The sequence below is a fragment of the Neisseria sp. P0020.S003 genome, from assembly GCF_051957095.1.
Lineage (GTDB): Bacteria > Pseudomonadota > Gammaproteobacteria > Burkholderiales > Neisseriaceae > Neisseria > Neisseria subflava.
Window position 1 is genome coordinate 53,127 of record NZ_JBQCWU010000009.1, and the last position, 26,714, is coordinate 79,840.

Consider the following 26,714-nt stretch of genomic DNA (forward strand, 5'->3'; position numbering starts at 1 on the left):
TGCACCTTGTGAGTTGGAGGGGATATCCAACTTTTGGGGTGCAGTTCAACCCGTTTTCAGGTTTCAGACGGCCTTTTTTATTGCCTTACACGGTTAGAACTTGCCGTTCAGCTTCAGGAATATGCCTTTGTCGGTGCCGGAGAAGGCGTTGCGGCCGACATAGCCGCCCAGCGACAGTACGGCGGAGGGGCTGAAGGCGTAGTCTACGCCGGTCTGTACGGACGGACGGGTACGCGAGGTTTCGCGCTCCGTTTCATATTTGCCGAAGAAAGGAGCCTCGGCGGTGAAGCGGGCTTTGCCGCCGCCCACGCGCTGTGCAACTTCCGCATTGCCGTACCATGCCAGCTTGCCGGTCAGGGGCAGGCGGCCTTTTATGCCTGCCGCCAATGAGGTTTCCTTCAGCTTGGCCGCGCCGTAGGCAAACGGGAAGGACAGGCCCGCGTCTTCGCTATAAGACGGGCGTTCAGCTTCGGTGCGGCGCAGCGCGGCGTACCAGCCTAAGGTTTTTTCTCCGGACGTGCCGTAGTCGCGGCCGGCCGTCAGGCTGTATGCGCGGCCTTTGGTGCGGACGGTGTTCTCGGGGCTTTCCGTGCCGTTCAGGTGGGGGCGGCGGATGCGGGTTTTGTCCGTTTCAAAGGCGGCGGCGGGTACGGCATACCAGCCCGCGCCGTTATGGAGGCGTGCGGACAGGCCGATGCCGACGCCGGATTTCAGGCGGTGGCTGCCGTTTTCTTCGGCACGGGCGGGAACCGCCAGGGAGACGGCGGCATCGAAGTTGTCGGTGAAGCCGTAGCCGAAGGCGAAGTCTGCACCGCGCGAGCTTGCGCCGTGTCCTATGTCGCGGCGGTATCCGGCGCTGTAGCAGAATTTGCCGCCGTCGGCGCGGCAGCCGCCCAGCAGGTTTTCAGCCGCGCGGGCGCGCTGTGCGAGCAGGGAGGCGGTATCGGCGGACAGCAGCGACAAGGAGGCGCGGGTGTTGGCGGTATCCGTGGGGCGGATGTTGAGGCTGCGCAGGTTCCAAACGACGGCGTGGTAGTCGCCATTGTCGTTGTCTGCCAGTCCGACCGCAAAATTACCGTCGGCGCTGATGGCGTTCACCGACGATGAGCCCGAATTGTCGGTTTTGAGCGTGCCGAGGTCGGTTTTGGTGGTCCAGTTGCTGCCTGACCAGACGGTGGCACGTTCTTCGCCGTTATCGTTGTCCGCACGGCCGGCTACTACAGAACTATCGCGGCTGATGCCATGTACTTTCGAATTTCCCGAATTATCGCTTTTCAGCGTGCCGAGATCGGTTTTGGTGGTCCAGCCGCTGCCCGACCAGACGGTGGCGTGGATTTCGCCGTTGTCGTTTTGCGCCTCGCCGAGCACCAGCGAGCCGTCACTGCTGACGGCGCGTGCGTACGAAACCCCCAAATTGTCGCTTTTCAGCGTACCGAGGTCGGTTTTGGTGGCCCAGCCGCTGCCCGACCAGACGGTGGCACGGGAATCTGAACTACCATCCCAGTCCGAATGTCCGACTACTACTGAGCCGTCACCGTTGACGGCCGTTGCCACCGAATTCCACGAATTGTCGGCTTTCAGTGTGCCGAGGTCGGTTTTGGTGGCCCAGCCGCTGCCCGACCAGACGGCGGCACGTTGGCTGCGGTCATTGTTATCCGCATTGCCGACTACTACTGAGCCGTCACTGCTGACGGCAGCTGCACTCGATTGACCCAAATTACCGGTGCGGAGCGTACCGAGGTCGGTTTTGGTGGCCCAGCCGCTGCCCGACCAGACGGTGGCACGGGAATCTGAACTACCATCCCAGTTCGAATATCCGACTACTACTGAGCCGTCACCGTTGGTGCCACTTGCAACAGAAAACCCAGTATTATCGCTTCTCAGTGTGCCGAGGTCGGTTTTGGTGGCCCAGTTGCTGCCCGACCAGACGGTGGCGCGGCCACGTATACCACCATCCCAGTCCGAATATCCGACTACTATCGAACTGTCGCTGTTGAAGCTGAATGCATGCGAAATCCCCGAATTATCGTTTTTCAACGTACCGAGGTCGGTAATGTTATCGGGCGCGGCGGCGGCAGGCAGGGCGGCCAGCAGGGCGGCGAGGGTTAAAAGGCGGTGTACGGGAGATGGTTTTTGCATAGTCATGTTTTCCCTTTTTAGGTTACAAAATTCAGGTTATAAAAAGCGGCGGGTGTCCGCCGCAGCTTGGTTGGTGCTATGAAATCGGCGCGATTATAGCAGTTTGGTATGCGGGGTTTGTGTGTTTTCAAAATTTCAATAAATTATACAAAACTTTAAAAAAGTTAAGAGCGGCAGGGAGGCCGTCTGAAAAGCAGGGATGTTTTGCTTTCAGACGGCCTCAAGGTTTTACCGCTTACCGAACGAACAGGTTCAAATATAGAAATCCTGATTCATTTCCTCATAAAAATTCTGATTCATTTCCTCCGCCGGTTTGGCATGCGATTTGTTGCCGACCACGCGGGCGGGCACGCCGACAACGGTGCTGTAGGCGGGCACGTCCGCCACCACCACGCTGCCCGCGCCGATTTTCGCGCATTCGTTCACGCGGATGTTGCCCAATACGGAGGCGTTCGCGCCTATCATCACGCCGTCGCCGATTTTCGGGTGGCGGTCGCCGCCCTCTTTGCCCGAACCGCCGAGGGTTACGCCGTGAAGGATGGAAATGTCGTTGCCTAAAACGGCGGTTTCGCCGATGACGACGCCGGTGCCGTGGTCAATCATAATCCCCTGCCCGAAACGGGCGGCCGGATGGATATCGACGCCGAACACTTCGGAAGCGCGGTTTTGCAGGAAATAGGCCAGCGTTTTGCGCCCTTCCTTCCACAGGCAATGGTTGATGCGGTGCGCCTGAATGGCGTGGTAGCCTTTGAAATACAAAAGCGGCAGGCAGTATTGGTCGCAGGCCGGGTCGCGTTCGTAATAGGCCGTGATGTCGGCGCGGACGGCTTCGCCGATGGACGGTTCTTTTTCCAGCGCGTGCAGGTAGAGTTCGTACAGCGTGCGCATATCCATGGTCGGATTGGCCAGCTTGCTCGACAGGTGGAAGGCCAGCACCCGCTCCAAACTGTCGTGCCGCAGCACGGTCATGTGGAGGAAGCTGGCCAGCATAGGTTCTTCCGCCGCCGACTGCTCGACTTCGTTGCGTATGGTCTGCCACAGGTTAAAATAGGTATTTTCCATTTTCAGACGGCCTCTGTTGCGTAAAAGCTGCGATTGTAGCCGAAAGTATGCACCCATGTGCAAAAGGCCGTCTGAAACGTAAACAACATTAAACAAGCCTTTCCTAGGAACACCCATGGCACTCCAATTTGAAATCAACGCTGTTACCCCCTTCCGTCAAAACTGCACGCTGATTTGGGACGATGAAACCAAAGAAGCCGTTTTGACCGATGTCGGCGGCGATGTACCCTATTTATTGCAACAAGTCCAAAACAAAGGCCTCAAGCTGACCGCCATTTGGCTGACCCACGGCCATCTTGACCACGCAGGCGGCGTAGTTGAACTTTTGAAAACCTGCGATATACCCGTTCTCGGCCCGCACAAAGACGACGAATTCCTGCTCCAAGCCCTTCCGCAAACGACGGCGCAATACGGCTTCCCCGTTTCTCCGTCATTCACGCCGACACGCTGGTTGGAAGAAGGAGAATCGCTCAAGGTCGGCAACCACAGCTTCCAAGTCCTCCACATTCCCGGCCACACTCCCGGCCAAGTCGTTTTCTATAACGCCGAAAACGGTCTTTTAGTCGCAGGCGATGTTTTATTTTATGAGACCGTTGGTCGCACAGATTTTCCGCGCGGCAATCATGATGACCTCATAAACAATATCTGCGCTAAACTATTAACTCTGCCCGAAACCACGCAAGTTATAGCCGGACACGGCCGCATGACCAGTATCGGGCATGAGAAAAGGTACAATCCGTTTCTGGTTCGTTAGTATGAATATTGTATAAAGCCAACATTCTGGCATACACAGATTATGCGTATAAAGGAAAACTGACATACAATTTGCAGGAATAACACCCGAAAGATTAAGTACCTAATCTCCGGCAAATGCCAAAAAGAACTAAAGCACAAAGATAACAAGGTATTACGCAATACAACCTGATTTATCGAAAACCGGACATCTCTAAACCCCAAGCCTTACTCGCAGTGAAATTGTTACAAAGTGACAATAAATGTCAGTCAGGCCGTCTGAACGGTTCTGCCGATTCAGGCGGATACAACGGAGATGAGGTGTAATGCCCTGCCGGAATGTGCCGATGTTCTGTTTGTCAAACCGTCGGGGACATCTTTAAGAAGCACAACATTATTTGGGTAAACCGGCAAACTCGCTGCCGGCACTAACAGGCCGTCTGAAAAGTTCGGCCGGTAAAATCAATAAAAGGATTATCAAATGAAAAAAATCGCAAAAGTGGGCTTCGTTCTGCTGGCTACCGGCCTGCTGGCCGCCTGTGCTACTAAGAGCAAAATCACTCCTGAAGGCACTACAGACGAGCCACGCTTCCCTAAACCTTACTCCCTGACCTTCAACAAAGTCCGCGGTACATTCCCGACTTTTGACGAGCTGGATCAAATGCGTCCTGGTCTGACCAAAGACGACATCTACAAAATCCTCGGCCGTCCTCACTACGACGAAGGCATGGTTGGCGTGCGTGAATGGGACTACCTGTTCCACTTCTACACCCCGGGCGTAGGCGTTGACCCTGAAAACACTTCCGGCGTTGAAGGCATCACTACTTGCCAATACAAAGTGATCTTCGACAAAGACAAATTTGCACGCAGCTTCTTCTGGAATCCAGTATTCCCTAAAGATGCCGTATGTCCTCCTCCAGCACCTACACCTAAACCTAAACAAGAGCCTCAAGTGATCATCCGCGAGATCATTAAAGAAGCTCCTGAACGCATCCGTCAATAAGGACAAATTTGAAACGGATCCTATTGGGTATAGCCTTGGCAGCAGGCCTGAATTCTTTGGCCGCTGCCGATGCTGTCAGCGACTATATCCAACGCAAAAAAGTTGTGGTCAATACAGCTAAGGCGGAGCTTTGCTTTGCCGATGACGGTCAGTGCCATCCGGTACTAATTGGCAAGACCACGCCGAAAGGCAAATTCAATATGACGCCGATGATGACCAGCAAACCGGGTTACGGTGGCGAAGTTATCGGCTTCAAAGAAGAAAATGACTTTCTGTTTGCGTTACATAGGGTATGGACGCTCAAGCCACAAGAAAGACGCATGGAACGCATCGTCTCCCCTCATGTGGCCGACCGCATCATAACCAATGGTTGTATCAACGTACAAAGCCATGTGTACGAAAAACTGCGTCAGTACTTCATTTTAGAAATCATCTGATGTAGGCTTTAGTTTGAATAAAGGCCGTCTGAATATTTTTCAGACGGCCTTTTCTTTTTTATTGGCCAAAACCTTTATTGTTGGATATGCTGATACTGTCTTGGACAACGCAGCAACTTTGTTGAAGCTGCTGATTCAGGAAAAGAAAACTCTATCAACCTAACGTGTAAATCTAAAAGAAAGGCCGTCTGAAAGCTCAAACAGCCTTTATTGTTTACAAACAAAGAATATGTTAACCTATTGTTATCGAATAGACTTAATCATTCGTAATATTATTTCACAAAGCAAAAAGGACTCTATCTTATGAACCGTCGTCAATTTATCGGCAGCGCTGCTGCTGTTTCCCTCACCGCCGCCGCTTCTTTTGCCCGCGCTCACGACCATGCAGGCCATGCACACCATGCTGGTCACGCGCATTCTGCACCGCGCGCCTACGAAGCTGCGCGCAAAGCGGCCGCACATTGCGTTGAAGCCGGTCAAATCTGTCTAGCACACTGCATCGCCCTGTTGAGCGAAGGCGATACCTCCATGAAAGACTGCGCAGCCGGCGCTAACCAAATGTTGGCACTGTGCGGCACATTGCAAAACCTCGCTGCCCAAAATTCACGCCTGACCCCGTCTTTGGCAAAAGTGTGCATCGAAGCCTGCAAACAATGTGCTGCCGCCTGCAAAGAACACGCCGGCCACCACGCTGAATGCAAAGCCTGCTACGAGTCTTGCTTGGCTTGCATTAAAGAATGCGAAAAAATTGCCGCTTAATCAATATTAAAAAAGGCCGTCTGAATTTCAGACGGCCTTTTATTTTGCTATTTTGTTCATGCTATTCGGCTGCAAGCTCTTGCTCATTCAGCAGTTTTTTCCGAACAATTGCAGGATTGCCCGCAGCCACGCAATAAGGCGGCACATCTTTGGTAACCACCGACCCTGCACCGATTACCGCGCCCTTGCCGATGGTAACACCGCCCATGATAATCGCACGCCGACCAATCCAAACATCATCTTCAATCACAATCGGGCTGATATCTGTATAACCTTCAAAGCGGCGGGTTTCAGGGTTGAATTTGTGGTTGGTCGAATAAAACAGGCATTCCGGCCCCATTATCACGTTCTTGCCGAGGGTCAAACCGCGGCAGATTTCGCAATTTACGCCGATACCCGAATTGTCGCCGATTACCGTATCTGGAAAAACATATCCGCCTTTTTCAATATTGACGTTTTTGCCGATGTTTGGGGAAATGCACGCAGCCAAAGTAGCACGGAATTTTTGCGCAATTCTGCCGAATGGTTTGCAATAAGACGGAGGCAACATCCCTCCCCAAACACGCAAAATACGCGTCAATATCCTTTTCCACATTAATTCCGCCTCCTGTTCGTACAAGCGTAAATATTATTCAGACTATTATTCTTCTTAAAGTTTCACATCTAGAGGAGGTTTTACATCCTCTTTTCAGTTAGATTACAATCTGACCGCATAATATTTAGTTCGATATTCTAAACTGTTCTCTTCTGTTGCGAAACTGCCCTGGATACAAAATATCCTCTTGACGAAACAGCCAAAAATAGCGAAAATCCCACGCTTAACTGAAGTACAGGCAAAACCCCTGTGCCCGCTTAATCGAAAGGAAATCAAATGAAACAAGGTATTCACCCGAACTACCACGAAATCAACGTTACCTGCTCTTGCGGCAACAAATTCGTGACCAAATCCGCAATGGAAAAAGACAGCTTCAACGTTGAGGTTTGCTCTCTGTGCCACCCTTTCTACACCGGTACTCAAAAAATCGTCGACACTACCGGTCGTGTGGACAAATTCAACAACAAATTCGGCAACCTGTTCAAACGCTAATTGCCGCTTTGTCAAAAAGACTGCTTCGTGCAGTCTTTTTTGCATTCAGGCCGTCTGAAACATTTCTTTCAGACGGCCTGAGCTTTTTGTCGTCAACCGAATGCCATATCATTCCAAACACCCGATAAAAACGAGCCGTAAGCATTATTTTACAAAGCCCTCCGGTCCGGCATATCGCGCAAACCCGTCAAACCCTGTACCATTGCTATTCAAACCAACCGTTTTTTGACCTTCCATGCTGACTTACACACCGCCCGATCCGCGCCGCCCCCAAAAAACCCATGAAAAACCATGGCTTCTGCTGCTGATGGCCTTTGCCTGGCTGTGGCCGGGCGTGTTCTCGCATGACTTGTGGAACCCTGCCGAACCCTCTCTCTTTACCGCCTCCGAGTCCATGAAAAACGGCGGCAGCCTGCTGATTGCACAAATCTTCGGCCAACCCGATTTCACCATCTCCCCTGCTTTTTTGTGGGCGGCAACTGCATTCCAAACCCTGTTTTCTCCTTGGGCTGCCGATGCCTATGATGCCGCGCGTTTTGCCGGCGTGGTATTTACCGCCATCGGACTGACCGCCTGCGGTTTTGCCGGCTTCAACTTTCTCGGCAGACACCACGGCCGCAGCGTTGTCTTAATCCTTATCGGCAGCATCGGTTTGCTGCCCATCGCCCACTTCCTCAATCCCATGTCGGCCGCTTTTGCCGCGTTTGGATTGATTCTGTGCGGCTTTTCACTGGCACGCCGCCGCGTCATTATTGCCATTTTGCTGTTGTGCGGCGGCTGGGTTTTACTCTCCCTCTCCTCAGGCTACCTGCTGACTGTGGCCATGATGTTTTTGGCACTTGCCCTGTCGTTCCATTCTACTTGGCAAAGCAAACGCTATCTGCTGACCCTGATTGGCGCCATCGTCGTTTCCCTGCCCCTGCTGATTTTGTATCCGCTGGTTTTATCCAAAACCAATCCCGAATGGTTTGAGGTTTGGTTCAACCATTATTCCTTAGGCGTATTCGGCGGTTTCCATCAGATTCAGACGGCCTTCAACCTGCCCTATTATCTGAAAAACCTGCTGTGGTTTACCCTGCCTGCTTGGCCGCTGGCGGCATGGACGCTCAGCCGCACGCGTATCCACGATAAAAACTGGGGCATTCTGAGCCTGTCGTGGCTGGTTATCATGACAGCCCTGCTCGCCATCAACCCTCAACGCCTGCAAGACAACCTCGTTTGGCTGTTGCCACCGCTCGCCCTGCTCGGTGCGGCACAACTGGACGGCCTGCGTCGCGGTGCAGCGGCATTTATCAACTGGTTCGGCATCATGGCATTCAGTTTGATTGCCGTCTTCCTGTGGCTGGGCTTCTTCGCCATGAACTACGGCTGGCCTGCCAAACTGGCCGAACGTGCCGCCTATTTCAGCCCGTATTACATCCCCGACATCGACCCGATTCCGATGGCCGTCGCCCTGCTGTTTACCCCGTTGTGGCTTTGGGCGATTACGCGTAAAAACATCCGCGGCCGCCAAGCCGTAACCAACTGGGCGGCCGGCGTTACCTTGGCTTGGGCTTTGCTGATGACCCTGTTTTTACCGTGGCTCAACGCCGCCAAAAGCCATGCACCGGTAGTACACCAAATGGAAGCCGCGCTTTCTTCCGAATTGAAACAGAAACTTTCAGACGGCCTCGAATGTATCAACATCGACAGCCAAGACCAGCGCACACGCATCGCGTGGACACAATACAGCCATATTAAAACCACGACCGACACCCCGTCCTGCCGCTACCGACTCATCCGCCAAGCCGCCAACATCGGCGCACCTTCGGGCTGGCAAACCTTGTGGCAAGGCGCAAGACCACGCAACAAAGCCGAGACTTTCCTATTGCTGGAAAAAACTGCGGCGCAATAAATCACACCAGCCTCAAAACTGAACATTCCCAGTTCAACAAAGGCCGTCTGAAAGAACTTTTATCCTTTCAGACGGCCTTTGACTTACTTTAACACCGCTTCCCGTACAATGGCCCTTTTCCCTTATCTGCCTAAAAACATGAAACCCAACCGCCTTTTGCCCCTCGTCCTCTTATTGACCGCCCTCTCCGCCCATGCCAAAGATTTCATCATTTACGACCGCATGGACTACGTCGGCAAACCCGATCTGACTGCCGACAAACTCTCCAAAGTGTTCTTGGTTTACGAAAGTGAGCTGGTCAAACCCGATCCGACAGGCAAACGCAAACACGGCGTACTCAACGAAGCGCGCATCCGTGAATTGGCCAAACAATCGCGCCGAGAAGGCTACCGCACCATTTCTACCGACATCGAAAGCTGGTTTGCCGAAAAAGACGGCCAGCTGCTGACACCCGACGAATTGAGAACCGACTTCGCACGGATGTACCAAATCTTCAGAGAAGAAAACCCGCGCGCCGTCATCAGCAACTACGGCATGCCTTCCGAGCACCTGCACGGCATCCGCCACTACCGTCCCAATGTCGACAACGAAGCCATCTTGGTCAAATGGCGGCAAGTCAGCAAACGCCGTGCGCCCACCGCCGCCATCAGCGACTATGCCAATCCTGTGTTCTACATCACTTCCCCCGATTTGGTGCAATGGGAAAAAGACGTGAAAACCGCCGTTGACGACATCCATCAACGCTTTCCCAATAAAAAAATCATCGGCTATATCTGGCCGCAATATTATTCGGCCACCAACAGCCCTTATTTCAAGCAGTTCATCGACCCCGTCCGCTGGCGCAAAATGCTCGAAATCAGCAAAAAATACACCGATGGTGTGATTATCTGGTCGGACAAGCGCGATGAAAACAACCAAATCGTGCGCTGGAACGATCCGCGCATCCAAGCCACGATGAAAGCGACTCAAGCCTTCATCAATGCCAATGTCAAAGAAATCAAGGTGGAAGGTTTGCAGAAATATTAAAAACAAGGCGGGCATGTTTTCCCGCCTCTTTATATACCTACATATCTGTCTGTATGTTTGACACAACACGTGACAAAACGACCGTGCCACCAACGCTTCTGCATTCTTTCACACGTTTTTACCCGTTATTCCTAAGCGCAGGCCGTCTGAAAATTGCCCGAATATCCAATACCCTTTACAATACCCGTAATTAAAATACATTTTTCGACACCCCTCTCCTGCATGAGTTCCACACCCTTCATCGAAATGAAAGACGTTGCCTTCGCATATGGCGACCGTCCTATTCTGAACAACATCAACTTCAGCATTCCACAAGGCAATTTCGCCGCCGTAATGGGTGGTTCGGGCAGCGGTAAAACCACGCTGATGCGCCTGATTACGGGTCAAGTTCACCCACAATCGGGAAAAGTGCTGATTGAAGGGCGCGATTTGGCCGCATTTTCGGCGCAGGAGCTGTACGAACACCGCCGCCGCATGGGCGTTTTGTTCCAACACGGCGCATTGTTCACCGACTTATCCGTCTTCGACAACATCGCCTTCCCCATGCGCGAACTGACGGATTTGCCCGAAGCGGTCATCCGCGATTTGGTGGTGTTGAAACTGAATGCAGTCGGTTTGCGCGGTGTTGAAAACCTGATGCCTTCGGAGCTTTCCGGCGGTATGTCGCGCCGTGTCGCCCTCGCGCGTACGATTGCGCTCGACCCTGAAATCATGTTGTATGACGAGCCTTTCACCGGCCTCGACCCGATTTCGCTGGGCGTCATCGCCCACCTCATCAGCCGTGCCAACAAAGCCCTGCGCTCAACCAGCGTCATGGTGACGCATGATATTGAAAAATCATTGGAAATCGTCGATCAAGTCATTTTCTTGGCACACGGCGAAATCATGTTCTCCGGCTCGCCCGAAGAAATGCGCGAACTCGACTCGCCTTGGGTACGCCAGTTCGTCGGCGGTTTGGCAGACGGCCCCGTCGCCTACCGCTATCCGGCGCAAACGACTTTAAAACAAGACTTGCTGGGCTGATGTTCAGACGGCCTGTCATCACGCAATCCAAACCTTAAAGGCTCATTGTATGAACGGCAAAGTTAAATGGTTTTCTGAAAGTAAAGGATACGGATATATCGTTTCTGCAGAAGGAAAAGAATACTATTTCACAGTAAAACATATTCAAGGGGCAGAGTTGCCACATAACGGCGATGCCGTTACTTTTGAGGCACGTACAAGCAAACGAGGACCGGTTGCAGGTACTGTCGTTATTACTGAAAAAGCATCGGAAAAAAGAGCAGCTGAGAGACAAGCTAAACGTGACGAAAACGATCCAAGGGTAAATTGCTATACTTGCAACAAAAAAATGACTCCACGGATTATTATGCGTAAAGGCAGTATTAGCCATTCTATTTGCCCCTACTGTGGCAGTGTCTATAAAAATTTTAGCAATTGCTTTATTGCTACAGCAGTTTATGGAGATTCATTCGCCGAAGAAGTTATTGCCTTACGTCGCTTCCGTGATGAAACACTTTTAACCAATACTTTAGGTAAGGTTTTGGTAAAGGCATATTATAAAGTTTCACCACCTATTGCGGAAAAACTAAAAAATATGCCTAAAACATCAGCCTGTGTTCGTAAATGCCTAAATAAATTAGCGGCATATTATGGTGGTAAAATCTAAACTCCTCTCCACCTTTCAAACAATCTAAAACTTAATCAATCAAGGCCGTCTGAAAACCATTTAACCAATCAACTGAAACCTATGAATTTTATCCGTTCCGTCGGGGCAAAAACCCTCGGCTTCATCCAATCGCTGGGCAGCATTACGCTGTTTTTCCTGCATATCCTGGCCAAATCAGGCACGGCGTTTACCCGCCCGCGCCTGAGCATCCGCCAGGTTTACTTTGCAGGCGTGTTGTCTGTCCTGATTGTTGCCGTCTCCGGCCTGTTTGTTGGCATGGTATTGGGCTTGCAAGGCTATACGCAACTAGCGAAATTCAAATCCGCCGATATTTTGGGCTATATGGTTGCCGCTTCCCTATTGCGCGAATTGGGTCCCGTATTGGCGGCCATTCTGTTTGCCAGCAGCGCGGGCGGTGCCATGACCAGCGAAATCGGCTTGATGAAAACCACCGAGCAGCTTGAAGCAATGAACGTGATGGCGGTCGACCCTGTGGCACGCGTAGTTGCGCCGCGCTTTTGGGCAGGCGTGTTTTCCATGCCTTTGTTGGCGTCGATTTTCAACGTTGCCGGCATTTACGGCGCGTATTTGGTCGGCGTCGAATGGCTGGGTTTGGACGGCGGTATTTTCTGGTCGCAAATGCAAAACAACATTACCTTCCATTACGACGTACTCAACGGCTTAATCAAATCCGCCGCTTTCGGCGTAGCCGTTACGCTGATCGCCGTACATCAGGGCTTCCACTGCGTACCGACTTCCGAAGGTATTTTGCGCGCCAGTACACGCACCGTAGTGTCTTCCGCCCTGACCATCCTTGCCGTCGACTTTATGTTGACCGCGTGGATGTTTACCGACTAAAGGCCGTCTGAAACGACACTTAAAAAGAATGAAACAAGGACAATAGCACATGAAAAAAAATGCTTTGGAATTTTGGGTAGGACTGTTTGTCTTACTGGGCGCGGCCGCTATCGGCTTTCTCGCCTTCCGCGCCGCCGGCGGACAATCGTTCGGCAAATCCTCTCAAACCTACACCGTCTATGCCGATTTCAGCGACATCGGCGGCTTGAAAACCAACGCTCTGGTCAAATCCGCAGGCGTACTGGTGGGCCGCGTCGCCTCCATTCAGCTCGACCCTAAATCCTATCAGGCAAAAGTCGCCCTCAATCTGGACAGCCAATATCAGTTCAGCAGCGACGTTTCCGCACAAATTCTGACTTCAGGCTTGTTGGGCGAACAATACATCGGCCTGCAACAAGGCGGCGATACTGATTCTTTGGCAGCAGGCGACACCATTACCGTCACCAGCTCCGCCATGGTTTTGGAAAACCTTATCGGCAAATTCATGACCAGCTTTGCCGAAAAAAACGCAGACAGTAAATCTGCCGGTCAAAACGAACAATAAACACATATCAACCCAATATTCAGGACACTCCCATGAAAAAAACTTCCTTCATCAGCGCATTGAGCATCGGCGTATTGAGCATCAGCATGGCATTTGCTTCTCCTGCCGACGCAGTCAACCAAGTCCGTGAAAACTCCGTTCAAGTGCTGAAAATCCTCAACAGCGGCGATGCCAACACCGCACGCCAAAAAGCTGAAGCATACGCCATTCCTTACTTTGACTTCCAACGCATGACCGCTTTGGCCGTCGGCAACCCATGGCGTACTGCAACTGACGCACAAAAACAAGCGTTGACCAAAGAGTTCCAAACCCTGCTGATCCGCACCTACTCCGGCACCATGCTGAAATTCAAAAACGCCAAGGTCAACATCAAAGACAACCCGGTCGTAAACAAAGGCGGTAAAGAAATCGTTGTCCGCGCCGAAATCAACGTTTCCGGCCAAAAACCGGTCAACATGGACTTCACCACCTACCAAAGCGGCAGCAGATACCGCGCATACAATGTCGCAGTCGAAGGCGCAAGCTTGGTTACCGTATACCGCAACCAATTCGGCGAAACCATCAAAGCCAAAGGCATCGACGGCCTGATTGCTGACTTGAAAGCCAAAAACGGCGGTAAATAATCCACCTTCGCACCATGCCGCCTGATGTTCAGACGGCATGGTGCCTTACATCATAAAGACACCATGCAAACAGAAATCCGCAACGGCACGCTCTACATCAGCGGCGACGTTACTGTCAAAACCCTGACTGCCTCCGCCTTTGCGCGCTACGAACAACAATGCCGTCTGAAAGAAACAGACAGCATAGACTTCAGCCAAGTAGGCAAAGCAGATTCAGCCTGCGTTTCCCTGCTGCTCAACGCTCTGCGCCGGACAGACAAAAAACCGACCATTCAAAATATTCCCGATTCCGTCCGCGTACTGGCCGAACTTTATGAAATCAAAGACTGGTTGCAATCATGAAAAAAACCACCGCTTCCCTCTGCCTCCTCATCAGCCTTGCCTCCACTCCCGCACTGGCCGAACGCAATCCGGCTGACCCTTACGAAGGCTACAACCGCACCGTTTCCAAGTACAACGACAAAGCAGACAAATACGTCCTTTCTCCTGTCGCACGCGGTTATCGCAAAGTAACGCCCAAACCGGTGCGTACCGGCGTGAGCAACTTCTTCAACAACCTGCGCGATGTCGTTAGCTTCGGCAGCAATGTTCTGCGCCTTGACGTCAAACGCGCCAGCGAAGACCTCGTCCGCGTCGGCATCAACACCACCTTCGGCCTTGGCGGTTTAATCGACGTAGCCGGTGCAGGCGGCGTACCCAGCAATAAAAACACCCTCGGCGACACCTTCGCCTCATGGGGCTGGAAAAACAGCAACTACTTCGTTGTCCCCCTACTCGGCCCGTCTACCGTACGCGATACCGTCGGCAACGCCGTTACCACCGTCTATCCGGTTAAAAACGCCGTCTTCCACACCAGCGCAGGACGCTGGGGCACAATCGGCCTGCAAGCCATCAACACCCGTAAAGAACTGCTCGACCTGACCGACAGCCTCGAAGGCGCAGCCATCGACAAATACAGCTACACACGCGACCTTTACATGAAAGTCCGCTCCCAACAAACCGGCGGCACGCTCCCTCAAAGCGAAGACGACAACATCGACATCGATGACTTGGTGGACAGCAACGCCTCTTCCGAACCGGTAGCAGCACCCCAAACCGCTCCGGCAGAAATCCCCGATACAGCCAACCCTCAAACCCTGTATCAAACACCATCAGAAAATCCCTGATGGTTTCCATAAATTAAAGGCCGTCTGAAATTCAGACGGCCTTTATCCCCCAAAAGATAGCCAGTCCACCACCTTTGCTATATCATTCAACTATACAGAAACCAAGGAAAACACCATGTACGAAGTCAACCGCAGCGTCTTCCTGCTTATCCCCCTCGATCCTTTTTGGAACTGGCTGAAATCCCTGCCCGGCAATCACTTGGATGGCCTGACACTGGAAGACATTCAAGCCGATGCCAATTCCTACCTCGTTCGCCCGTGCGAAACTGCCGACGAAGTATGGGATGAAATCGAAGCGCGTTTTGAAGACATTTTTGCTGCCGAATTGGCCGACTGGTGCGAAGACGAAAGCGAATGGCCGGATTTGGACGCCGACATTTTCAACGAATGGTTCGACATCCAACTCTCCACCGTGATTACCGACCTCGAACACGAACCCATCGCACGCGAAGAGTTCCAACCCATCAATCTCAACTGATGAAACTGACCGTCCGCAACTACCACCTCGACGGCTACGGCCACGTCAACAATGCGCGCTATCTCGAATTTCTCGAAGAAGCGCGCTGGACGTTTTTTCAAGAGCATGACCTTCTGTCCGAACTCGAAGGCATCATGCTCGTTGTTGCACGCGTTGACATCCGCTATCGCCGCCCGTCACTTGAAGGCGATGTCTTGACCTTTACAGGCCGTCTGAAAGACATCGGCACACGCCACATCATCCTCAGCCAAACCGCAACCCTGCCCAACGGCAAAGCCGCCATCGAAGCCGAAGTTACCCTTATGCCCGTCAGCAGCGAAAGCGGCCGCAGCATCAGCGTTCCCCAAACCTTAGCACACGCAATTCAAAATCTCACATCATGAAAAAAATACTCACACTCCTCATCGTTGCCACAATTGGCGCGCTTCTCACCTTCGTCCTTATCCCCAGCAACAAAGCCGCCCCTGATTTCGCCCTGCCCGATCTGCAAGGCAAAACCATTACCAATGCCGATTTAAAAGACAAAGTTACCCTCATTAACTTCTGGTTTCCCTCCTGTCCCGGTTGCGTGAGCGAAATGCCTAAAATCATCAAAACCGCCCAAGACTATCAAGGCAAAAACTTCCAAGTCCTCGGCATTGCCCAGCCCATCGACCCTATCGAAAGCGTCCATCAGTATGTCAAAGAATACGGCCTTCCTTTCACCGTCATGTACGATGCCGACAAAACTGCCGCAAAAGCCTTTGGCACACAGGTTTACCCGACTTCCGTCCTGATCGACAAAAACGGCAACATCCTTAAAACCTACGTTGGCGAACCCAATTTCTCCCAACTCTATCAAGAAATCGACCAAGCCCTCGCCCAATAAATCCAAGGCCGTCTGAAACCATATTTCAGACGGCCTAAAACCGAAATATCCTTTATAATAAGCAACATTTTATCCGTTCAGACACCAAGCTCCTCTATCAACAAAGGCCGTCTGAAACAACCGAATACCCATAAGAGAACATCATGAAATTTATCGACGAAGCAAAAATCGAAGTCGCCGCAGGCAAAGGCGGTAATGGCGCAACCAGTTTCCGCCGCGAAAAATTCGTACCCCGCGGCGGCCCTGACGGCGGCGACGGTGGCAAAGGCGGCAGCGTTTGGGCAGAAGCCGACGAAAACACCAACACCCTCGTCGAATACCGCTTCGTCAAACGCTACCAAGCCAAAAACGGCGAAAAAGGCCACGGCTCCGACCGCTACGGCGCAGGTGCAGACGACATCGTCCTCAAAATGCCCGTCGGCACCCTCATCCGTGACCTCGACACCGATGAAATCGTCGCCGACCTCACTTATCACGGCCAGCGCGTCTGCCTCGCCAAAGGCGGCAAAGGCGGCTTAGGCAATATCCACTTCAAATCGTCCGTCAACCGCGCCCCCAAACAATCCACGCCCGGCGAAGAAGGCGAAACCCGTTCCCTGCAACTCGAACTCAAAGTCCTCGCCGATGTCGGCTTATTAGGCATGCCCAACGCCGGTAAATCCACCCTGATTACCGCCGTATCCGCCGCACGTCCCAAAATCGCCAACTACCCCTTCACCACCCTACATCCAAACTTGGGCGTCGTGCGCATCGACGAAAACCACAGCTTCGTCATGGCAGACATTCCCGGCCTGATTGAAGGCGCGGCAGAGGGCGCAGGCCTCGGCCACCGTTTCCTCAAACACTTATCACGCACCGGCCTGCTGCTGCATGTCGTCGATTTAGCCCCCTTCGACGAAACGGTCAACCCTGCCGAAGAAGCCCTTGCCATCATCAACGAATTGCGCAAATACGACGAAGAACTCTACGACAAACCGCGCTGGCTGGTGCTGAACAAACTCGACATGCTCGATGAAGAAGAAGCCCAAGCGCGTAGCGCCGCCTTCCTCAAAGCCATCGGCTGGGACTACCCGAAACCAGACGACCGCTTCCAATTCGACATGGAAACCCCACGCCTCTTCCAAATCAGCGCACTGACCCACCAAGGCACGCAGGAATTGGTACACCAAATCAACCAATACCTGACTGAGAAAAAACGCATTGAAGCCGAGAAAGCAGAAGCGGAACAGGCAGCCGCAAATGTTGAGATTGCCGAGCAGCAGCCTAAAACGGACACAGGTGTATTTAAGCCGGAGTAAGGAAATAAAAAGTTTTCAGACGGCCTGTTTAATGTAATATAGGGTCGCCCGAATACAGGAAAAAAGCAAGGAAGACCATGATTTCTGATAAACAACGTGTCGAATTGGCGAAAAAGCAAGCTATGCTTAAAATTTTGTATCAGGCATGGCTGGCAGAAAAACGGAAATACGCCGTAATCACAGTAGTCGATAATGAAGGCAATCTGATCGAATATCATCCTTCCGGTAACCAAAGAACAGTAGGCCATGTCAAACAACCGGCCTAAAGCGATTTTTTACTGTGGTGCTAACGGTTCGGGCAAATCTACCCTGCGCCAATTCAATCAAGACCGTGTCTCGTTAGTGATTGATTCCGACCATATCGCAGCAGAAATTAACCCTGAAATGCCCCGCTTGGCCGATATGGAAGCGGGAAAAACTGCATTGCGCTTATTCCATCAAGCGTTGGATAATCGAATTTCTTTTTCCATGGAATCGACCTTATCCGGCAAATCCGCCCTTACACGCATTCAAACGGCCAGCAATGTCGGATTCTACGTCATACTCAACTATATCGGCCTTGCTACGCCTGAATTAAATATTCGACGCATGCAAGAGCGTGTCGCAAGCGGCGGACACTGGATAGACCCTGAGTTAATCCTCAAACGCTACCATGTGAGCCTGCAAAACCTTCATACCGCATTACCGTTTGCCGATGAAAGTTTTATTTTTGATAACTCATCCGTCTATCCTCAACTGCAAATATGGATAAATCAACATCAATATTTGAAAAACAAACATTTAGCCGACTGGGTAAAGCCAATCGAGCAAACCATACTTTCAAATGGATTAATTTTTGATTCTTTCTTGGCTTATGAATAAATAAAGAATCCTTCTGCACAAAAAATCCAAATAATTTATCCTTATTTAAACAAAAATTGAAAATCCCATGCTAACCATCTACAACACCCTGACCCGTCAAAAAGAACCCTTCACCCCCATCGACCCTAAAAACGTGCGTATGTACGTGTGCGGTATGACCGTTTACGACTACTGCCACTTAGGTCACGCCCGCGTGATGGTTGTGTTTGACATGATTGCCCGTTGGTTGCGCGAGTGTAGTTATCCGCTCACTTATGTGCGCAACATCACCGACATCGACGATAAAATCATCGCCCGTGCGGCTGAAAACGGCGAAACCATCGGCGAGCTGACGGCACGTTTCATTCAGGCTATGCACGAAGATGCCGATGCTTTGGGTGTGTTGCGCCCGGATATTGAGCCAAAGGCGACGGAAAACATTCCGCAAATGATTGCCATGATTGAAACCCTGATTCAAAACGGCAAGGCATATCCTGCCGCAAACGGCGACGTTTACTACGCCGTGCGCGAGTTTTCGGCTTACGGCCAATTGTCGGGTAAATCGTTGGATGACCTGCGCGCAGGCGAGCGTGTGGAAGTGGACGGTTTCAAACGCGATCCGCTTGATTTTGTATTGTGGAAAGCGGCCAAAGCAGGCGAGCCGGCATGGGAAAGCCCTTGGGGCAACGGCCGTCCGGGTTGGCATATTGAATGCTCTGCCATGAGTGAAAACCTGTTCGGTGATACTTTCGACATCCACGGCGGCGGCGCGGACTTGCAGTTCCCGCACCATGAAAATGAAATCGCCCAAAGCGTCGGTGCCAGCGGTCATACCTGCGGCCACGACCACGCGCAAACCCACCACGGTCAAAGCATTGCCAGCCACGTCAAATACTGGCTGCACAACGGTTTCATCCGTGTGGACGGCGAAAAAATGTCCAAATCGTTGGGTAACTTCTTCACCATCCGCGAAGTGTTGAAACAATACGACCCTGAAGTCGTACGTTTCTTCATCCTGCGCGCCCACTACCGCAGCCCGTTGAATTACTCGGATGCGCATTTGGACGACGCAAAAGGCGCACTGACCCGCCTGTACACCACCTTGAAAAACACTCCTGCGGCCGAGTTCGAATTGTCCGAAAACGCCAACGACTACACCCGCCGCTTCTACGCCGCCATGAACGACGATTTCGGTACGGTCGAAGCGGTTGCCGTGTTGTTTGAACTGGCAGGCGAAGTGAACAAAACCAATGATGTGCACCTCGCCGGCTGCCTAAAAGCTTTGGGCGGCATCATCGGCCTGTTGCAACGCGATCCGATTGAGTTTCTGCAAGGCGGTGCTGTTTCAGACGGCCTCTCCAACGAAGAAATCGAAGACTTAATCGCCCGCCGCAAACAGGCACGCGCGGATAAAAACTGGGCGGAATCCGACCGTATCCGCGACCTTCTGAACGAACACAAAATCATTCTGGAAGACAATGCCGGCGGTACGACTTGGCGCCGCGGTTGATTTCATGACATAGATAAAAGGCCGTCTGAAACTGTTTTCAGACGGCCTTTTTAATTTTGCTATTTCAAAAAGGGCGCAAACATCGCGCCTTTGGTTTTAAACATCATTTCATTTATGCACCGAATACTTTCAGACGGCCTTCGACTGGTTGGAAGGCTTTTTCGCCGGCTGGAGCCGCAATACCGCCGATCACCATTTGCGCACGCAACAACCAGCTTTCCGGCAGGTTCCATTCTTTGGCAATGGCCGCATCAGGCAACGGATTGTAGTGTTGCAGATTGGCACCGATACCGGCAGCCGCCAATGTTGTCCAAACAGCATATTGAACCATGGCATTTGCCTGATCCGCCCAGATCGGGAATTTGGCCGCATAAGATGGGAACTGCTCTTGCAAGCCTTTGACAACATCTTGATCTTCAAAGAACAAAACTGTCGCCGCACCTGCTTTAAACAAGTTCAGTTTTTGCGCAGTGGCTTCAAACTGCTCGGCAGGAACAACCGCACGCAACGCTTCTTCAACAAAATGCCACACTTTGGCATGTTCTTCGCCAAACAATACAACCACTCGGGCAGATTGCGAATTGAAAGAAGACGGCGTATGCAAAACGGCGTGTTTGATGATTTTGGTTACTTCCTCATTGGACAGAGGCAGGGTGTTGTTCAATGCATAGATAGAACGACGGGTTTCAGCAGCTTGTTGCAAAACAGAATAAGTCATGATCTTTTCCTTAAATTAATCTTTATCTTTACCAAAAGCGTTATCCAAAGCCCACGCTCCGCCACCGGCTACTGCCAGATACAAAAACACGAAGCAGAACAAAACGGCAGATTCGCCATGGTTGGCCAATGGGAACAAAACATTACCAGAAGACGCGTGGGCCATAAAGTAGGCGACTGCCATCTGACCGGACAAAACAAACGCGGCCGGACGCGTAAACAGGCCCAATATCAATAAGATACCGCCGACAATTTCCAAAATACCGGCCACCAGCATCAAGCCTTCGGGCGCACCGCCCATAGACATCGGAAAACTGAAAAACTTGGCCGTACCATGCAGCAAAAACAAATACGCTGTAACAATGCGCAAGACAGACAATACAACCGGTTGGAATGATTTGAGGGCTGACATCTTAATAATCCTTATTTTAATGATTACCTGAAGAAGTAGGGAGCAATTTCAATAAGTGCAGTATAGATAATTCCCAGTAAGAGATATATACTCGAATTATTGATACAACGTTTCCTAATAAGAAATCATGGATACCCTATTCAGCCTAAAAGTTTTCCGCCAAGTGGTTCAAAGCGGCAGTTTTACCCGTGCTGCCGATCAGCTCGACATCTCCACCGCCATGGCCAGCAAACACGTCAGCCATTTGGAAAACACCATTCAAGCCAAGCTCTTACACCGCAACAGCCGCAACCTCCACCTGACCGAGGCAGGCGAAGAATACTACCGCCAATGCAGCTACGCGCTGGATACCTTGGACACCGCCGCCCAAAAAGCGGCAGGCGGTGCCGACACGCCGCAAGGTATGTTGCGCGTTACCATGCCCCTGTGGTTTGCAGGCGGCAATATGAGCGCATGGTTGGCCGAATACCGCCAGCGTTATTCCAAAGTCACGCTCGACCTCGTCCTCGACAACCGCCATATCGACCTCATCGCCGAAGGCTTCGACCTCGCCTTGCGCGTTTCCAAAACCCCCTCCCCTTCGCTGATCGTCAAACCGCTGGCCAAAATCGAGTTCGTTCTGCTTGCCGCCCCCGACTATCTTGCCCGACACGGCACACCCGATACACCCGAAGCCGTCATGCAGCACCAAGCTATCCTGCCTTCCTATACCAGTCAACAAGACTGGGAAATTACCCACCGCGCTACCGCAGAAAAATCCATTCTCCACCTCTCCTCGGTTATCCGCAGCGACAACACGCTGATGATCCGTGAGCTGATTAAATCAGGTGCAGGCATAGGCTATCAGCCCCTTTGGGCAGTTCGGCAGGAATTGAAGGACGGCACATTGATCCAACTCCTGCCCGATTACACCATTTGGACAGACCAACTGAACGCCACTTATGTCGACAGGGCCTTTCTTAGCGCGAAAGTGCGCAGCTTTATCGACTTTCTCAATGAAAAAATATCGGAAGGCTAAACATCAAGGCCGTCTGAAACACTTTTCAGACGGCCTTTAATCAAAGCAACAATCCAATCAATAATTGGTCGAGCAGAACTGTTCGCGTTTATCCGCATCGGCGGCATAGCATGTCAAACCCATGCCTGACGCATTGCTGTTGTTCGCTTTCGCACCCGGTTTTTTGTTCACCAAAACCTTACCGTTTTTTCCGATTTCAACGGTTACGCCTTTGCCGTTTTTCAGCTTCCATTTCAACACTTGCGCATCGGCACTTTGGCATTTGCTGACCGTACAGCCGCCTTCTGTCGCGACATTGCCGTTTTTATAAATCACGCACTGCTGCTGGCTGTCGGTACAGGCCGCATACGCAGCAACGGAGAAACAGGAAATCAGCGCGGCAAACAAAACAGGTTTCATGGTTTGAACTCCTAAGGTTGTGATGATGGGTTTGTAATATTTGGAACTATACGCTTATTTGCATGTACCTACTACAAAATGTATCGGTAACATTCAACGGGCGCAGCACCATATCCATTCCATCAATTATCTAATTCTCCCCGTACGATAAAGGCCGTCTGAACATCACTTTTCAGACGGCCTTCAATTGGTTTTCTACCTTACCGCTTCAACTTCGCAAACGCATCCGCCATCGCCGAATTGGTCGGGGCACGGTCGTTGCGTTGGGGTTTACGGTCGCGGCGTTCGGAATGTTTGCCTTCAGACGACCTGTTGCCTTTGGCTGCGCCGCCCGCCTCGTCATCCAAGCGCATGGTGAGCGCGATGCGTTTTCTGGCGGCATCGACTTCCAGCACTTTCACTTTCACCACGTCGCCGGCTTTCACGACTTCGCGCGGGTCTTGGACGAAACGATTGGACAGAGCGGAGATGTGCACTAGGCCGTCCTGATGGACGCCGATGTCCACGAATGCGCCGAAGTTGGCGACGTTGGAAACCACGCCTTCGAGTATCATGCCGACTTGCAAGTCGCTGATTTCATGGATACCTTCGGCGAAGGAGGCCGCCTGAAACTCGCCGCGCGGGTCGCGACCGGGTTTTTCCAGCTCGGACAAAATATCCAAAATGGTCGGCAGGCCGAAGCGTTCGTCGATGAAGTCGGACGCTTTGATTTGCTTCACGCGCTCGCGGTTGCCGATGAGTTCGGCGGCGGTAATGCCTTGTTGCGCCAGCATTTTGGCGACGACGGGATAGGCTTCGGGGTGGACGGCGCTCGCGTCCAACGGCTCTTTGCCGCCGTTAATCCGCAAGAAGCCTGCTGCCTGCTCGAAGGTTTTTTCGCCCAACCGCGGTACTTTCAGCAATTTTTTGCGGCTGTCGAACGCGCCGTTTTCATCGCGGTAGGCGACGATGTTTTGGGCAAGGGTTTGATTCAAACCGGAAATCCGCACTAAGAGCGGGGCGGAGGCGGTGTTCACGTCCACGCCGACGGCATTCACACAGTCTTCGACCACCGCGTCCAGCGATTTGGCGAGCTGGCTTTGGTTCACGTCGTGCTGATACTGCCCCACGCCGATGGATTTGGGGTCGATTTTGACCAACTCGGCGAGCGGATCTTGCAGCCTGCGGGCGATGGACACTGCGCCGCGCAGGGAAACGTCCAAGTCGGGGAACTCGCGCGCCGCCAGTTCGGACGCAGAATAAATCGATGCGCCGGCTTCGGAAACGACGATTTTGTGCAGCCCTATTTCCGGCATTCCGCGCACCAGTTCGCCCGCGATTTTGTCGGTTTCGCGGCTGGCGGTGCCGTTGCCGATGGCGATGAGCTTCACGCCGTGTTGTTTAATCAGGCGCGACAGCGTTGCCAACATATTGTTTTCTTGGTGCAAATAGACGATGACGGTATCCAGCAGCTTGCCCGTGTCGTCCACCACGGCGCATTTCACGCCGTTGCGGTAGCCGGGGTCGAGACCCAAAGTGGTCAGCCGTCCGGCAGGCGCGGCGAGCAGCAAGTCTTTGAGATTGCGGGCGAACACGGTAATCGCGTCGGTGTCGGCGGCTTCTTTCAGACGACCTAAGGCTTCAAGCTCCAGCGACAGAAAGATTTTCGCGCGCCAAGTCAGGCGCACGGTGTCGCGCAGCCATTTGTGGCCGTCTGAAACCTTGAAACGGCGGGCGATGAGTTGCTCGTATTCGCTTTGCTGGGTAATCGGCGTGTCGTTGGGCTGGTATTTGAGCGCGATGTTCAACACGCCTTCGTTGCGGCCGCGCAAAACCGCCAGCGCGCGGTGGCTGGGCATGGCGCGGACGGGTTCGCGGTGGTCGAAATAATCGCTGAATTTTTCGCCTTCGGTTTCTTTGCCTTCAACGATTTGCGCGTGGATTTCGGCTTCGTTCCACAGCTTGTCGCGCAGCGTGCCGATGAGTTTCGCGTCTTCGGCAAACTGCTCCATCAGAATCGCGCGCGCGCCATCCAGCGCGGCTTTGGCGTCGGGAACATTTTCGTTCAGGTAGCCTTGCGCGGTGGCTTCCACGTCCTGCGGCTGCTCGGCAAGCAACACGTCCGCCAGCGGCTGCAAACCGTGTTCGCGCGCGATTTGCGCTTTGGTGCGGCGTTTGGGCTTGTAGGGCAGATACAGGTCTTCCAGCGCGGTTTTGTTGTCGGCTGCTTCGATTTGCGCCCTGAGGTCGTCTGAAAGCTTGCCTTGCTCTTCAATGTTTTTTAAAACAACGGCTTTGCGCTCTTCCAACTCGCGCAGGTATTGCAGCCGCTCGGCAAGCTGGCGCAGCTGCGTATCGTCCAGCCCGCCCGTGGCTTCTTTGCGGTAGCGGGCGATAAAGGGCACGGTCGCGCCGTCGTCCAAAAGCTCGACGGCGGCGGTGATTTGCGCTGCGGTGGCGGAGAGTTCTTGAGAGAGGATTTGGGTGATGTTCATGGGGGTCCTTGTGTGAAGGGTACAGGCTGCCTGAAAGTGTTGGCTTTAACGAAGTTGAAAAGTGCAGGCTGCTTTTTGGGTTCGGGTTTGAGCGAAATTAAATTTTCAGGTAGCCCAAAAAGTTATTTTTTTGGCTTGTATTGCATCATGATTTCTTGAGCCTGGCTTTCCAGTTCGGGGAAGAGGGTTTGCCTGCTAATGCCGAATGCTTTGAGCTCCTGCATGATTTGTTTTTTATTTCTAACGATAAACCTTTTTCCTTTTGTTGGAAGACGTTTCCAATCATCTGGAATTTCAGCAGGATTGCGTTTTTCATTGTTAATACCGAAAAGCAAAAAGCAACCTTGTTGCCTAGAAATTCGAGCATTGTTGAGTTTGGCACGAACGCATAGGACACGGCCTAAATCTGTTGGATTGATGACCGGGCGGAAACTGGGTTTGTCGGTATGAATGTCATGAAGTAGTGAAATAATAGGTGGCTCTTCATTAAATGATGATATGAAAGCAGATTCTCCAATTTCTGATGCTGCTTTTTTAATAAGTTTTCCATATTCATCAATATCTTTAAGCGGAAGAGAATTATTATTTATAGAATTTTCAATTGATTTGAGTTTTTCTTGATTCAAGTTTTCTAATATATAGCTTGCTTTTGCTAAAGAGCATTTGGTTTGAGCAGAATCTAAGCTATTAGATAAAGAAAAATTTTTATTTTGAGCACTAATTGCAGCCAAAATAGCCACAGTATCGCTATCTCCGTATTTCATTTCCGTATCAGGAATATCCAAAATAATTAATTCGCCATTTTTATCATGATGGTTCTCATTAGAACAAGCAAAATACAAGGCAACCAATGCGCTAGCTGTCAAATCCAAAAGCCGCGTAGCATAACCATAATGCTGCAATTTAACGAGTTTCTCAAATAGAGTGTCATTGGGAGAAAAATCATCAGGGCAGTTAGTTAGCGCATCTTTAATAATTTTATCTTCGTTTTCAATTAAATAAGGTTTATCTTTGCGGTAAATGCTGGGCAATAGTTCCCATTTTTTTGCTTGCCCGCGAAAGAAACGTGTTGTGCCATGTGTCGGCTCGCCCAATTCTTTAAGAATTTGAGTTAAGTCGCTAATACTACGGATTTCATTGGGTTGTTTGGTCATTTGGTGCTTTCTACTAGCAAAAATTTTTAGGATTGAATTTTTCAGGCTACCTGAAACTACCGTTTCAACGCTTCCAATTCGGCAATATCTTCCGCTTCCGCTTAATATTTCCAACCTGCAACCCTGTTGATTTTACTGTAACCAACAAAGTGCAGGCTGCTTTTTTTATCAGAACTGCTTGAATACATCCAAAAACACGCGGCGGTTGTTATAGCGGTAATAGAAATGGTTGCTGCGGATGTGCGACCAGGTCCAGTTCAGGCGCGGGATGAAGCCTTTCCAAGATAGGCGGCTGTGCGACAGTGACAGGCGGGTGAAGTATTCGGTGTCACGTCGCTGGATATTGAAGATGTCGGGGCCGCGGTAGTTTCTGCGCTGCACGCTGATGTTGAGCGATGTGGCTAGGTGTAGAAAATAACCGCGTTGTTTACACCACAGGTTGAGAAAAATAAGCCTGCAAGACCTCAAACGGCGTATCGCCGTTCAAACTGCGGTGCGGCTTCACAGTGTTATAGAAATTAACAAAGCGGCACAACTCCTTTCGTCG

At 51.7% G+C, this 26,714-nt stretch carries 31 protein-coding genes and 1 pseudogene; 22 read left to right on the plus strand and 10 right to left on the minus strand.

Translation table 11 applies throughout. The features are described 5' to 3' along the window. Positions 1-93: 93 nt before the first annotated feature. Together ACTHTQ_RS06650 and cysE are read right to left on the minus strand one after the other, a co-directional pair. The gene (locus ACTHTQ_RS06650; protein ID WP_440363479.1) at positions 94-2,145 is read right to left on the minus strand and encodes a hypothetical protein; all 2,052 of its coding nucleotides are present in this window, start codon (positions 2,143-2,145) and stop codon (positions 94-96) included. Between the two features lie 246 nt (positions 2,146-2,391). Then, complete coding sequence (gene cysE / locus ACTHTQ_RS06655; protein ID WP_440363498.1) at positions 2,392-3,201, minus strand: serine O-acetyltransferase; 810 nt, start codon at positions 3,199-3,201, stop codon at positions 2,392-2,394. Between the two features lie 115 nt (positions 3,202-3,316). Here cysE and ACTHTQ_RS06660 point away from each other — a divergent pair, with 115 nt between their 5' ends. The 4 genes from ACTHTQ_RS06660 (at position 3,317) to ACTHTQ_RS06675 (ending at position 6,132) form a co-directional block, all read left to right on the plus strand. Next, complete coding sequence (locus ACTHTQ_RS06660; protein WP_003683764.1) at positions 3,317-3,955, plus strand: MBL fold metallo-hydrolase; 639 nt, start codon at positions 3,317-3,319, stop codon at positions 3,953-3,955. Positions 3,956-4,414: 459 nt separating this feature from the next. Further along, a complete protein-coding gene (locus tag ACTHTQ_RS06665; RefSeq protein WP_440363480.1) occupies positions 4,415-4,936 on the plus strand; it encodes an outer membrane protein assembly factor BamE in 522 nt (173 codons plus the stop codon). A gap of 8 nt (positions 4,937-4,944) precedes the next feature. After that, the gene (locus ACTHTQ_RS06670; RefSeq protein WP_070632731.1) at positions 4,945-5,373 is read left to right on the plus strand and encodes a L,D-transpeptidase; all 429 of its coding nucleotides are present in this window, start codon (positions 4,945-4,947) and stop codon (positions 5,371-5,373) included. Between the two features lie 303 nt (positions 5,374-5,676). Beyond that, positions 5,677-6,132, plus strand: coding sequence for a four-helix bundle copper-binding protein (locus ACTHTQ_RS06675; protein ID WP_311458614.1), 456 nt, complete (start codon positions 5,677-5,679; stop codon positions 6,130-6,132). A gap of 61 nt (positions 6,133-6,193) precedes the next feature. Here ACTHTQ_RS06675 and ACTHTQ_RS06680 read toward each other — a convergent pair whose 3' ends face one another. Further along, entirely contained in the window at positions 6,194-6,727 is a 534-nt protein-coding gene (locus ACTHTQ_RS06680; RefSeq protein ID WP_440363481.1) for an acyltransferase, read from the minus strand. 276 nt (positions 6,728-7,003) lie between these two features. On the opposite strand from ACTHTQ_RS06680, the gene rpmE reads away from it, so the two are divergent. The 17 genes from rpmE to cysS all read left to right on the plus strand — a co-directional run bounded on the left by rpmE (position 7,004) and on the right by cysS (position 19,993). Further along, positions 7,004-7,219 carry a 50S ribosomal protein L31 gene (gene rpmE, locus ACTHTQ_RS06685; protein WP_003681847.1) on the plus strand — a complete coding sequence of 72 codons (216 nt, stop codon included), beginning with the start codon at positions 7,004-7,006 and terminating at the stop codon, positions 7,217-7,219. A gap of 235 nt (positions 7,220-7,454) precedes the next feature. After that, complete coding sequence (locus ACTHTQ_RS06690; protein WP_440363482.1) at positions 7,455-9,113, plus strand: ArnT family glycosyltransferase; 1,659 nt, start codon at positions 7,455-7,457, stop codon at positions 9,111-9,113. A 138-nt stretch (positions 9,114-9,251) separates the two neighbouring features. Then, positions 9,252-10,139, plus strand: a complete 888-nt coding sequence (locus tag ACTHTQ_RS06695; RefSeq protein WP_440363483.1) for a hypothetical protein — start codon at positions 9,252-9,254, stop codon at positions 10,137-10,139. Positions 10,140-10,361: 222 nt separating this feature from the next. Beyond that, positions 10,362-11,162: an ABC transporter ATP-binding protein gene (locus ACTHTQ_RS06700; RefSeq protein WP_250591561.1), complete on the plus strand. Its 801-nt coding sequence runs from the start codon at positions 10,362-10,364 to the stop codon at positions 11,160-11,162. A 49-nt stretch (positions 11,163-11,211) separates the two neighbouring features. Beyond that, entirely contained in the window at positions 11,212-11,808 is a 597-nt protein-coding gene (locus ACTHTQ_RS06705) for a cold shock domain-containing protein (RefSeq protein WP_440363484.1), read from the plus strand. Between the two features lie 81 nt (positions 11,809-11,889). After that, positions 11,890-12,666, plus strand: coding sequence for a lipid asymmetry maintenance ABC transporter permease subunit MlaE (mlaE, locus tag ACTHTQ_RS06710; protein WP_070823640.1), 777 nt, complete (start codon positions 11,890-11,892; stop codon positions 12,664-12,666). 49 nt (positions 12,667-12,715) lie between these two features. Continuing rightward, a complete protein-coding gene (gene mlaD, locus ACTHTQ_RS06715) occupies positions 12,716-13,210 on the plus strand; it encodes an outer membrane lipid asymmetry maintenance protein MlaD (protein WP_440363485.1) in 495 nt (164 codons plus the stop codon). Positions 13,211-13,242: 32 nt separating this feature from the next. Then, complete coding sequence (locus ACTHTQ_RS06720; protein WP_049332874.1) at positions 13,243-13,833, plus strand: MlaC/ttg2D family ABC transporter substrate-binding protein; 591 nt, start codon at positions 13,243-13,245, stop codon at positions 13,831-13,833. A 63-nt stretch (positions 13,834-13,896) separates the two neighbouring features. Further along, positions 13,897-14,175 (plus strand): STAS domain-containing protein, encoded by a 279-nt coding sequence (locus ACTHTQ_RS06725; protein WP_440363486.1) that lies wholly within the window; start codon positions 13,897-13,899, stop codon positions 14,173-14,175. Further along, complete coding sequence (locus tag ACTHTQ_RS06730) at positions 14,172-14,999, plus strand: MlaA family lipoprotein (protein WP_440363487.1); 828 nt, start codon at positions 14,172-14,174, stop codon at positions 14,997-14,999. Before ACTHTQ_RS06725 ends, ACTHTQ_RS06730 begins: the two co-directional genes overlap by 4 nt. 115 nt (positions 15,000-15,114) lie before the next feature. Next, entirely contained in the window at positions 15,115-15,477 is a 363-nt protein-coding gene (locus tag ACTHTQ_RS06735; protein ID WP_003681812.1) for a hypothetical protein, read from the plus strand. Continuing rightward, complete coding sequence (locus ACTHTQ_RS06740) at positions 15,477-15,860, plus strand: acyl-CoA thioesterase (RefSeq protein WP_128582298.1); 384 nt, start codon at positions 15,477-15,479, stop codon at positions 15,858-15,860. Before ACTHTQ_RS06735 ends, ACTHTQ_RS06740 begins: the two co-directional genes overlap by 1 nt. Beyond that, positions 15,857-16,345 carry a peroxiredoxin family protein gene (locus ACTHTQ_RS06745; protein ID WP_070649860.1) on the plus strand — a complete coding sequence of 163 codons (489 nt, stop codon included), beginning with the start codon at positions 15,857-15,859 and terminating at the stop codon, positions 16,343-16,345. Before ACTHTQ_RS06740 ends, ACTHTQ_RS06745 begins: the two co-directional genes overlap by 4 nt. A 143-nt stretch (positions 16,346-16,488) precedes the next feature. After that, positions 16,489-17,643 (plus strand): GTPase ObgE, encoded by a 1,155-nt coding sequence (gene obgE / locus ACTHTQ_RS06750; RefSeq protein WP_440363488.1) that lies wholly within the window; start codon positions 16,489-16,491, stop codon positions 17,641-17,643. Positions 17,644-17,720: 77 nt separating this feature from the next. Further along, the gene (locus ACTHTQ_RS06755; protein WP_003763141.1) at positions 17,721-17,909 is read left to right on the plus strand and encodes a hypothetical protein; all 189 of its coding nucleotides are present in this window, start codon (positions 17,721-17,723) and stop codon (positions 17,907-17,909) included. Beyond that, positions 17,890-18,504 carry a zeta toxin family protein gene (locus ACTHTQ_RS06760; RefSeq protein WP_440363489.1) on the plus strand — a complete coding sequence of 205 codons (615 nt, stop codon included), beginning with the start codon at positions 17,890-17,892 and terminating at the stop codon, positions 18,502-18,504. Before ACTHTQ_RS06755 ends, ACTHTQ_RS06760 begins: the two co-directional genes overlap by 20 nt. Before the next feature lie 67 nt (positions 18,505-18,571). Further along, positions 18,572-19,993, plus strand: coding sequence for a cysteine--tRNA ligase (cysS, locus tag ACTHTQ_RS06765; RefSeq protein ID WP_440363490.1), 1,422 nt, complete (start codon positions 18,572-18,574; stop codon positions 19,991-19,993). 112 nt (positions 19,994-20,105) lie between these two features. On the opposite strand, the gene ACTHTQ_RS06770 is transcribed toward cysS, so the two are convergent. Both ACTHTQ_RS06770 and ACTHTQ_RS06775 read right to left on the minus strand, forming a co-directional pair. After that, positions 20,106-20,711 (minus strand): nitroreductase family protein, encoded by a 606-nt coding sequence (locus ACTHTQ_RS06770; protein ID WP_440363491.1) that lies wholly within the window; start codon positions 20,709-20,711, stop codon positions 20,106-20,108. A 15-nt stretch (positions 20,712-20,726) separates the two neighbouring features. After that, positions 20,727-21,122: a DoxX family protein gene (locus tag ACTHTQ_RS06775; protein ID WP_440363492.1), complete on the minus strand. Its 396-nt coding sequence runs from the start codon at positions 21,120-21,122 to the stop codon at positions 20,727-20,729. A 127-nt stretch (positions 21,123-21,249) separates the two neighbouring features. Between ACTHTQ_RS06775 and ACTHTQ_RS06780 the strand changes: the two genes are divergently transcribed. Continuing rightward, on the plus strand, positions 21,250-22,140 hold the full coding sequence (locus ACTHTQ_RS06780; protein WP_440363493.1) for a LysR family transcriptional regulator: 891 nt from the start codon (positions 21,250-21,252) through the stop codon (positions 22,138-22,140). Positions 22,141-22,197: 57 nt separating this feature from the next. Here the strand turns inward: ACTHTQ_RS06780 and ACTHTQ_RS06785 are convergent, their stop codons facing one another. From ACTHTQ_RS06785 to ACTHTQ_RS06805, 5 genes and pseudogenes are all read right to left on the minus strand, one after another. Further along, positions 22,198-22,539, minus strand: a complete 342-nt coding sequence (locus ACTHTQ_RS06785; RefSeq protein WP_003683849.1) for a hypothetical protein — start codon at positions 22,537-22,539, stop codon at positions 22,198-22,200. A gap of 200 nt (positions 22,540-22,739) precedes the next feature. Further along, positions 22,740-25,013 carry a Tex family protein gene (locus ACTHTQ_RS06790; RefSeq protein ID WP_440363494.1) on the minus strand — a complete coding sequence of 758 codons (2,274 nt, stop codon included), beginning with the start codon at positions 25,011-25,013 and terminating at the stop codon, positions 22,740-22,742. Between the two features lie 122 nt (positions 25,014-25,135). Further along, complete coding sequence (locus ACTHTQ_RS06795; protein ID WP_440363495.1) at positions 25,136-26,167, minus strand: FRG domain-containing protein; 1,032 nt, start codon at positions 26,165-26,167, stop codon at positions 25,136-25,138. 168 nt (positions 26,168-26,335) lie between these two features. After that, positions 26,336-26,548 carry a surface lipoprotein assembly modifier gene (locus tag ACTHTQ_RS06800; RefSeq protein WP_440363496.1) on the minus strand — a complete coding sequence of 71 codons (213 nt, stop codon included), beginning with the start codon at positions 26,546-26,548 and terminating at the stop codon, positions 26,336-26,338. A gap of 46 nt (positions 26,549-26,594) precedes the next feature. Further along, positions 26,595-26,714 (minus strand): annotated as a pseudogene (locus ACTHTQ_RS06805) (IS481 family transposase); the annotation flags it as partial.

Coding starts and splice junctions, on each gene's coding strand:
- ACTHTQ_RS06675 (WP_311458614.1), top strand. CDS start 5,677: ATGAACCGTCGTCAATTTATCGGCAGCGCTGCTGCTGTTTCCCTCACC.
- ACTHTQ_RS06690 (WP_440363482.1), top strand. CDS start 7,455: ATGCTGACTTACACACCGCCCGATCCGCGCCGCCCCCAAAAAACCCAT.
- cysE (WP_440363498.1), bottom strand. CDS start 3,201: ATGGAAAATACCTATTTTAACCTGTGGCAGACCATACGCAACGAAGTC.
- rpmE (WP_003681847.1), top strand. CDS start 7,004: ATGAAACAAGGTATTCACCCGAACTACCACGAAATCAACGTTACCTGC.
- ACTHTQ_RS06730 (WP_440363487.1), top strand. CDS start 14,172: ATGAAAAAAACCACCGCTTCCCTCTGCCTCCTCATCAGCCTTGCCTCC.
- ACTHTQ_RS06700 (WP_250591561.1), top strand. CDS start 10,362: ATGAGTTCCACACCCTTCATCGAAATGAAAGACGTTGCCTTCGCATAT.
- ACTHTQ_RS06720 (WP_049332874.1), top strand. CDS start 13,243: ATGAAAAAAACTTCCTTCATCAGCGCATTGAGCATCGGCGTATTGAGC.
- ACTHTQ_RS06660 (WP_003683764.1), top strand. CDS start 3,317: ATGGCACTCCAATTTGAAATCAACGCTGTTACCCCCTTCCGTCAAAAC.
- ACTHTQ_RS06695 (WP_440363483.1), top strand. CDS start 9,252: ATGAAACCCAACCGCCTTTTGCCCCTCGTCCTCTTATTGACCGCCCTC.
- ACTHTQ_RS06770 (WP_440363491.1), bottom strand. CDS start 20,711: ATGACTTATTCTGTTTTGCAACAAGCTGCTGAAACCCGTCGTTCTATC.
- ACTHTQ_RS06785 (WP_003683849.1), bottom strand. CDS start 22,539: ATGAAACCTGTTTTGTTTGCCGCGCTGATTTCCTGTTTCTCCGTTGCT.
- ACTHTQ_RS06650 (WP_440363479.1), bottom strand. CDS start 2,145: ATGACTATGCAAAAACCATCTCCCGTACACCGCCTTTTAACCCTCGCC.
- ACTHTQ_RS06745 (WP_070649860.1), top strand. CDS start 15,857: ATGAAAAAAATACTCACACTCCTCATCGTTGCCACAATTGGCGCGCTT.
- ACTHTQ_RS06760 (WP_440363489.1), top strand. CDS start 17,890: ATGTCAAACAACCGGCCTAAAGCGATTTTTTACTGTGGTGCTAACGGT.
- cysS (WP_440363490.1), top strand. CDS start 18,572: ATGCTAACCATCTACAACACCCTGACCCGTCAAAAAGAACCCTTCACC.
- ACTHTQ_RS06755 (WP_003763141.1), top strand. CDS start 17,721: ATGATTTCTGATAAACAACGTGTCGAATTGGCGAAAAAGCAAGCTATG.
- obgE (WP_440363488.1), top strand. CDS start 16,489: ATGAAATTTATCGACGAAGCAAAAATCGAAGTCGCCGCAGGCAAAGGC.
- mlaD (WP_440363485.1), top strand. CDS start 12,716: ATGAAAAAAAATGCTTTGGAATTTTGGGTAGGACTGTTTGTCTTACTG.
- ACTHTQ_RS06775 (WP_440363492.1), bottom strand. CDS start 21,122: ATGTCAGCCCTCAAATCATTCCAACCGGTTGTATTGTCTGTCTTGCGC.
- mlaE (WP_070823640.1), top strand. CDS start 11,890: ATGAATTTTATCCGTTCCGTCGGGGCAAAAACCCTCGGCTTCATCCAA.
- ACTHTQ_RS06725 (WP_440363486.1), top strand. CDS start 13,897: ATGCAAACAGAAATCCGCAACGGCACGCTCTACATCAGCGGCGACGTT.
- ACTHTQ_RS06665 (WP_440363480.1), top strand. CDS start 4,415: ATGAAAAAAATCGCAAAAGTGGGCTTCGTTCTGCTGGCTACCGGCCTG.
- ACTHTQ_RS06735 (WP_003681812.1), top strand. CDS start 15,115: ATGTACGAAGTCAACCGCAGCGTCTTCCTGCTTATCCCCCTCGATCCT.
- ACTHTQ_RS06795 (WP_440363495.1), bottom strand. CDS start 26,167: ATGACCAAACAACCCAATGAAATCCGTAGTATTAGCGACTTAACTCAA.
- ACTHTQ_RS06705 (WP_440363484.1), top strand. CDS start 11,212: ATGAACGGCAAAGTTAAATGGTTTTCTGAAAGTAAAGGATACGGATAT.
- ACTHTQ_RS06780 (WP_440363493.1), top strand. CDS start 21,250: ATGGATACCCTATTCAGCCTAAAAGTTTTCCGCCAAGTGGTTCAAAGC.
- ACTHTQ_RS06680 (WP_440363481.1), bottom strand. CDS start 6,727: ATGTGGAAAAGGATATTGACGCGTATTTTGCGTGTTTGGGGAGGGATG.
- ACTHTQ_RS06790 (WP_440363494.1), bottom strand. CDS start 25,013: ATGAACATCACCCAAATCCTCTCTCAAGAACTCTCCGCCACCGCAGCG.
- ACTHTQ_RS06740 (WP_128582298.1), top strand. CDS start 15,477: ATGAAACTGACCGTCCGCAACTACCACCTCGACGGCTACGGCCACGTC.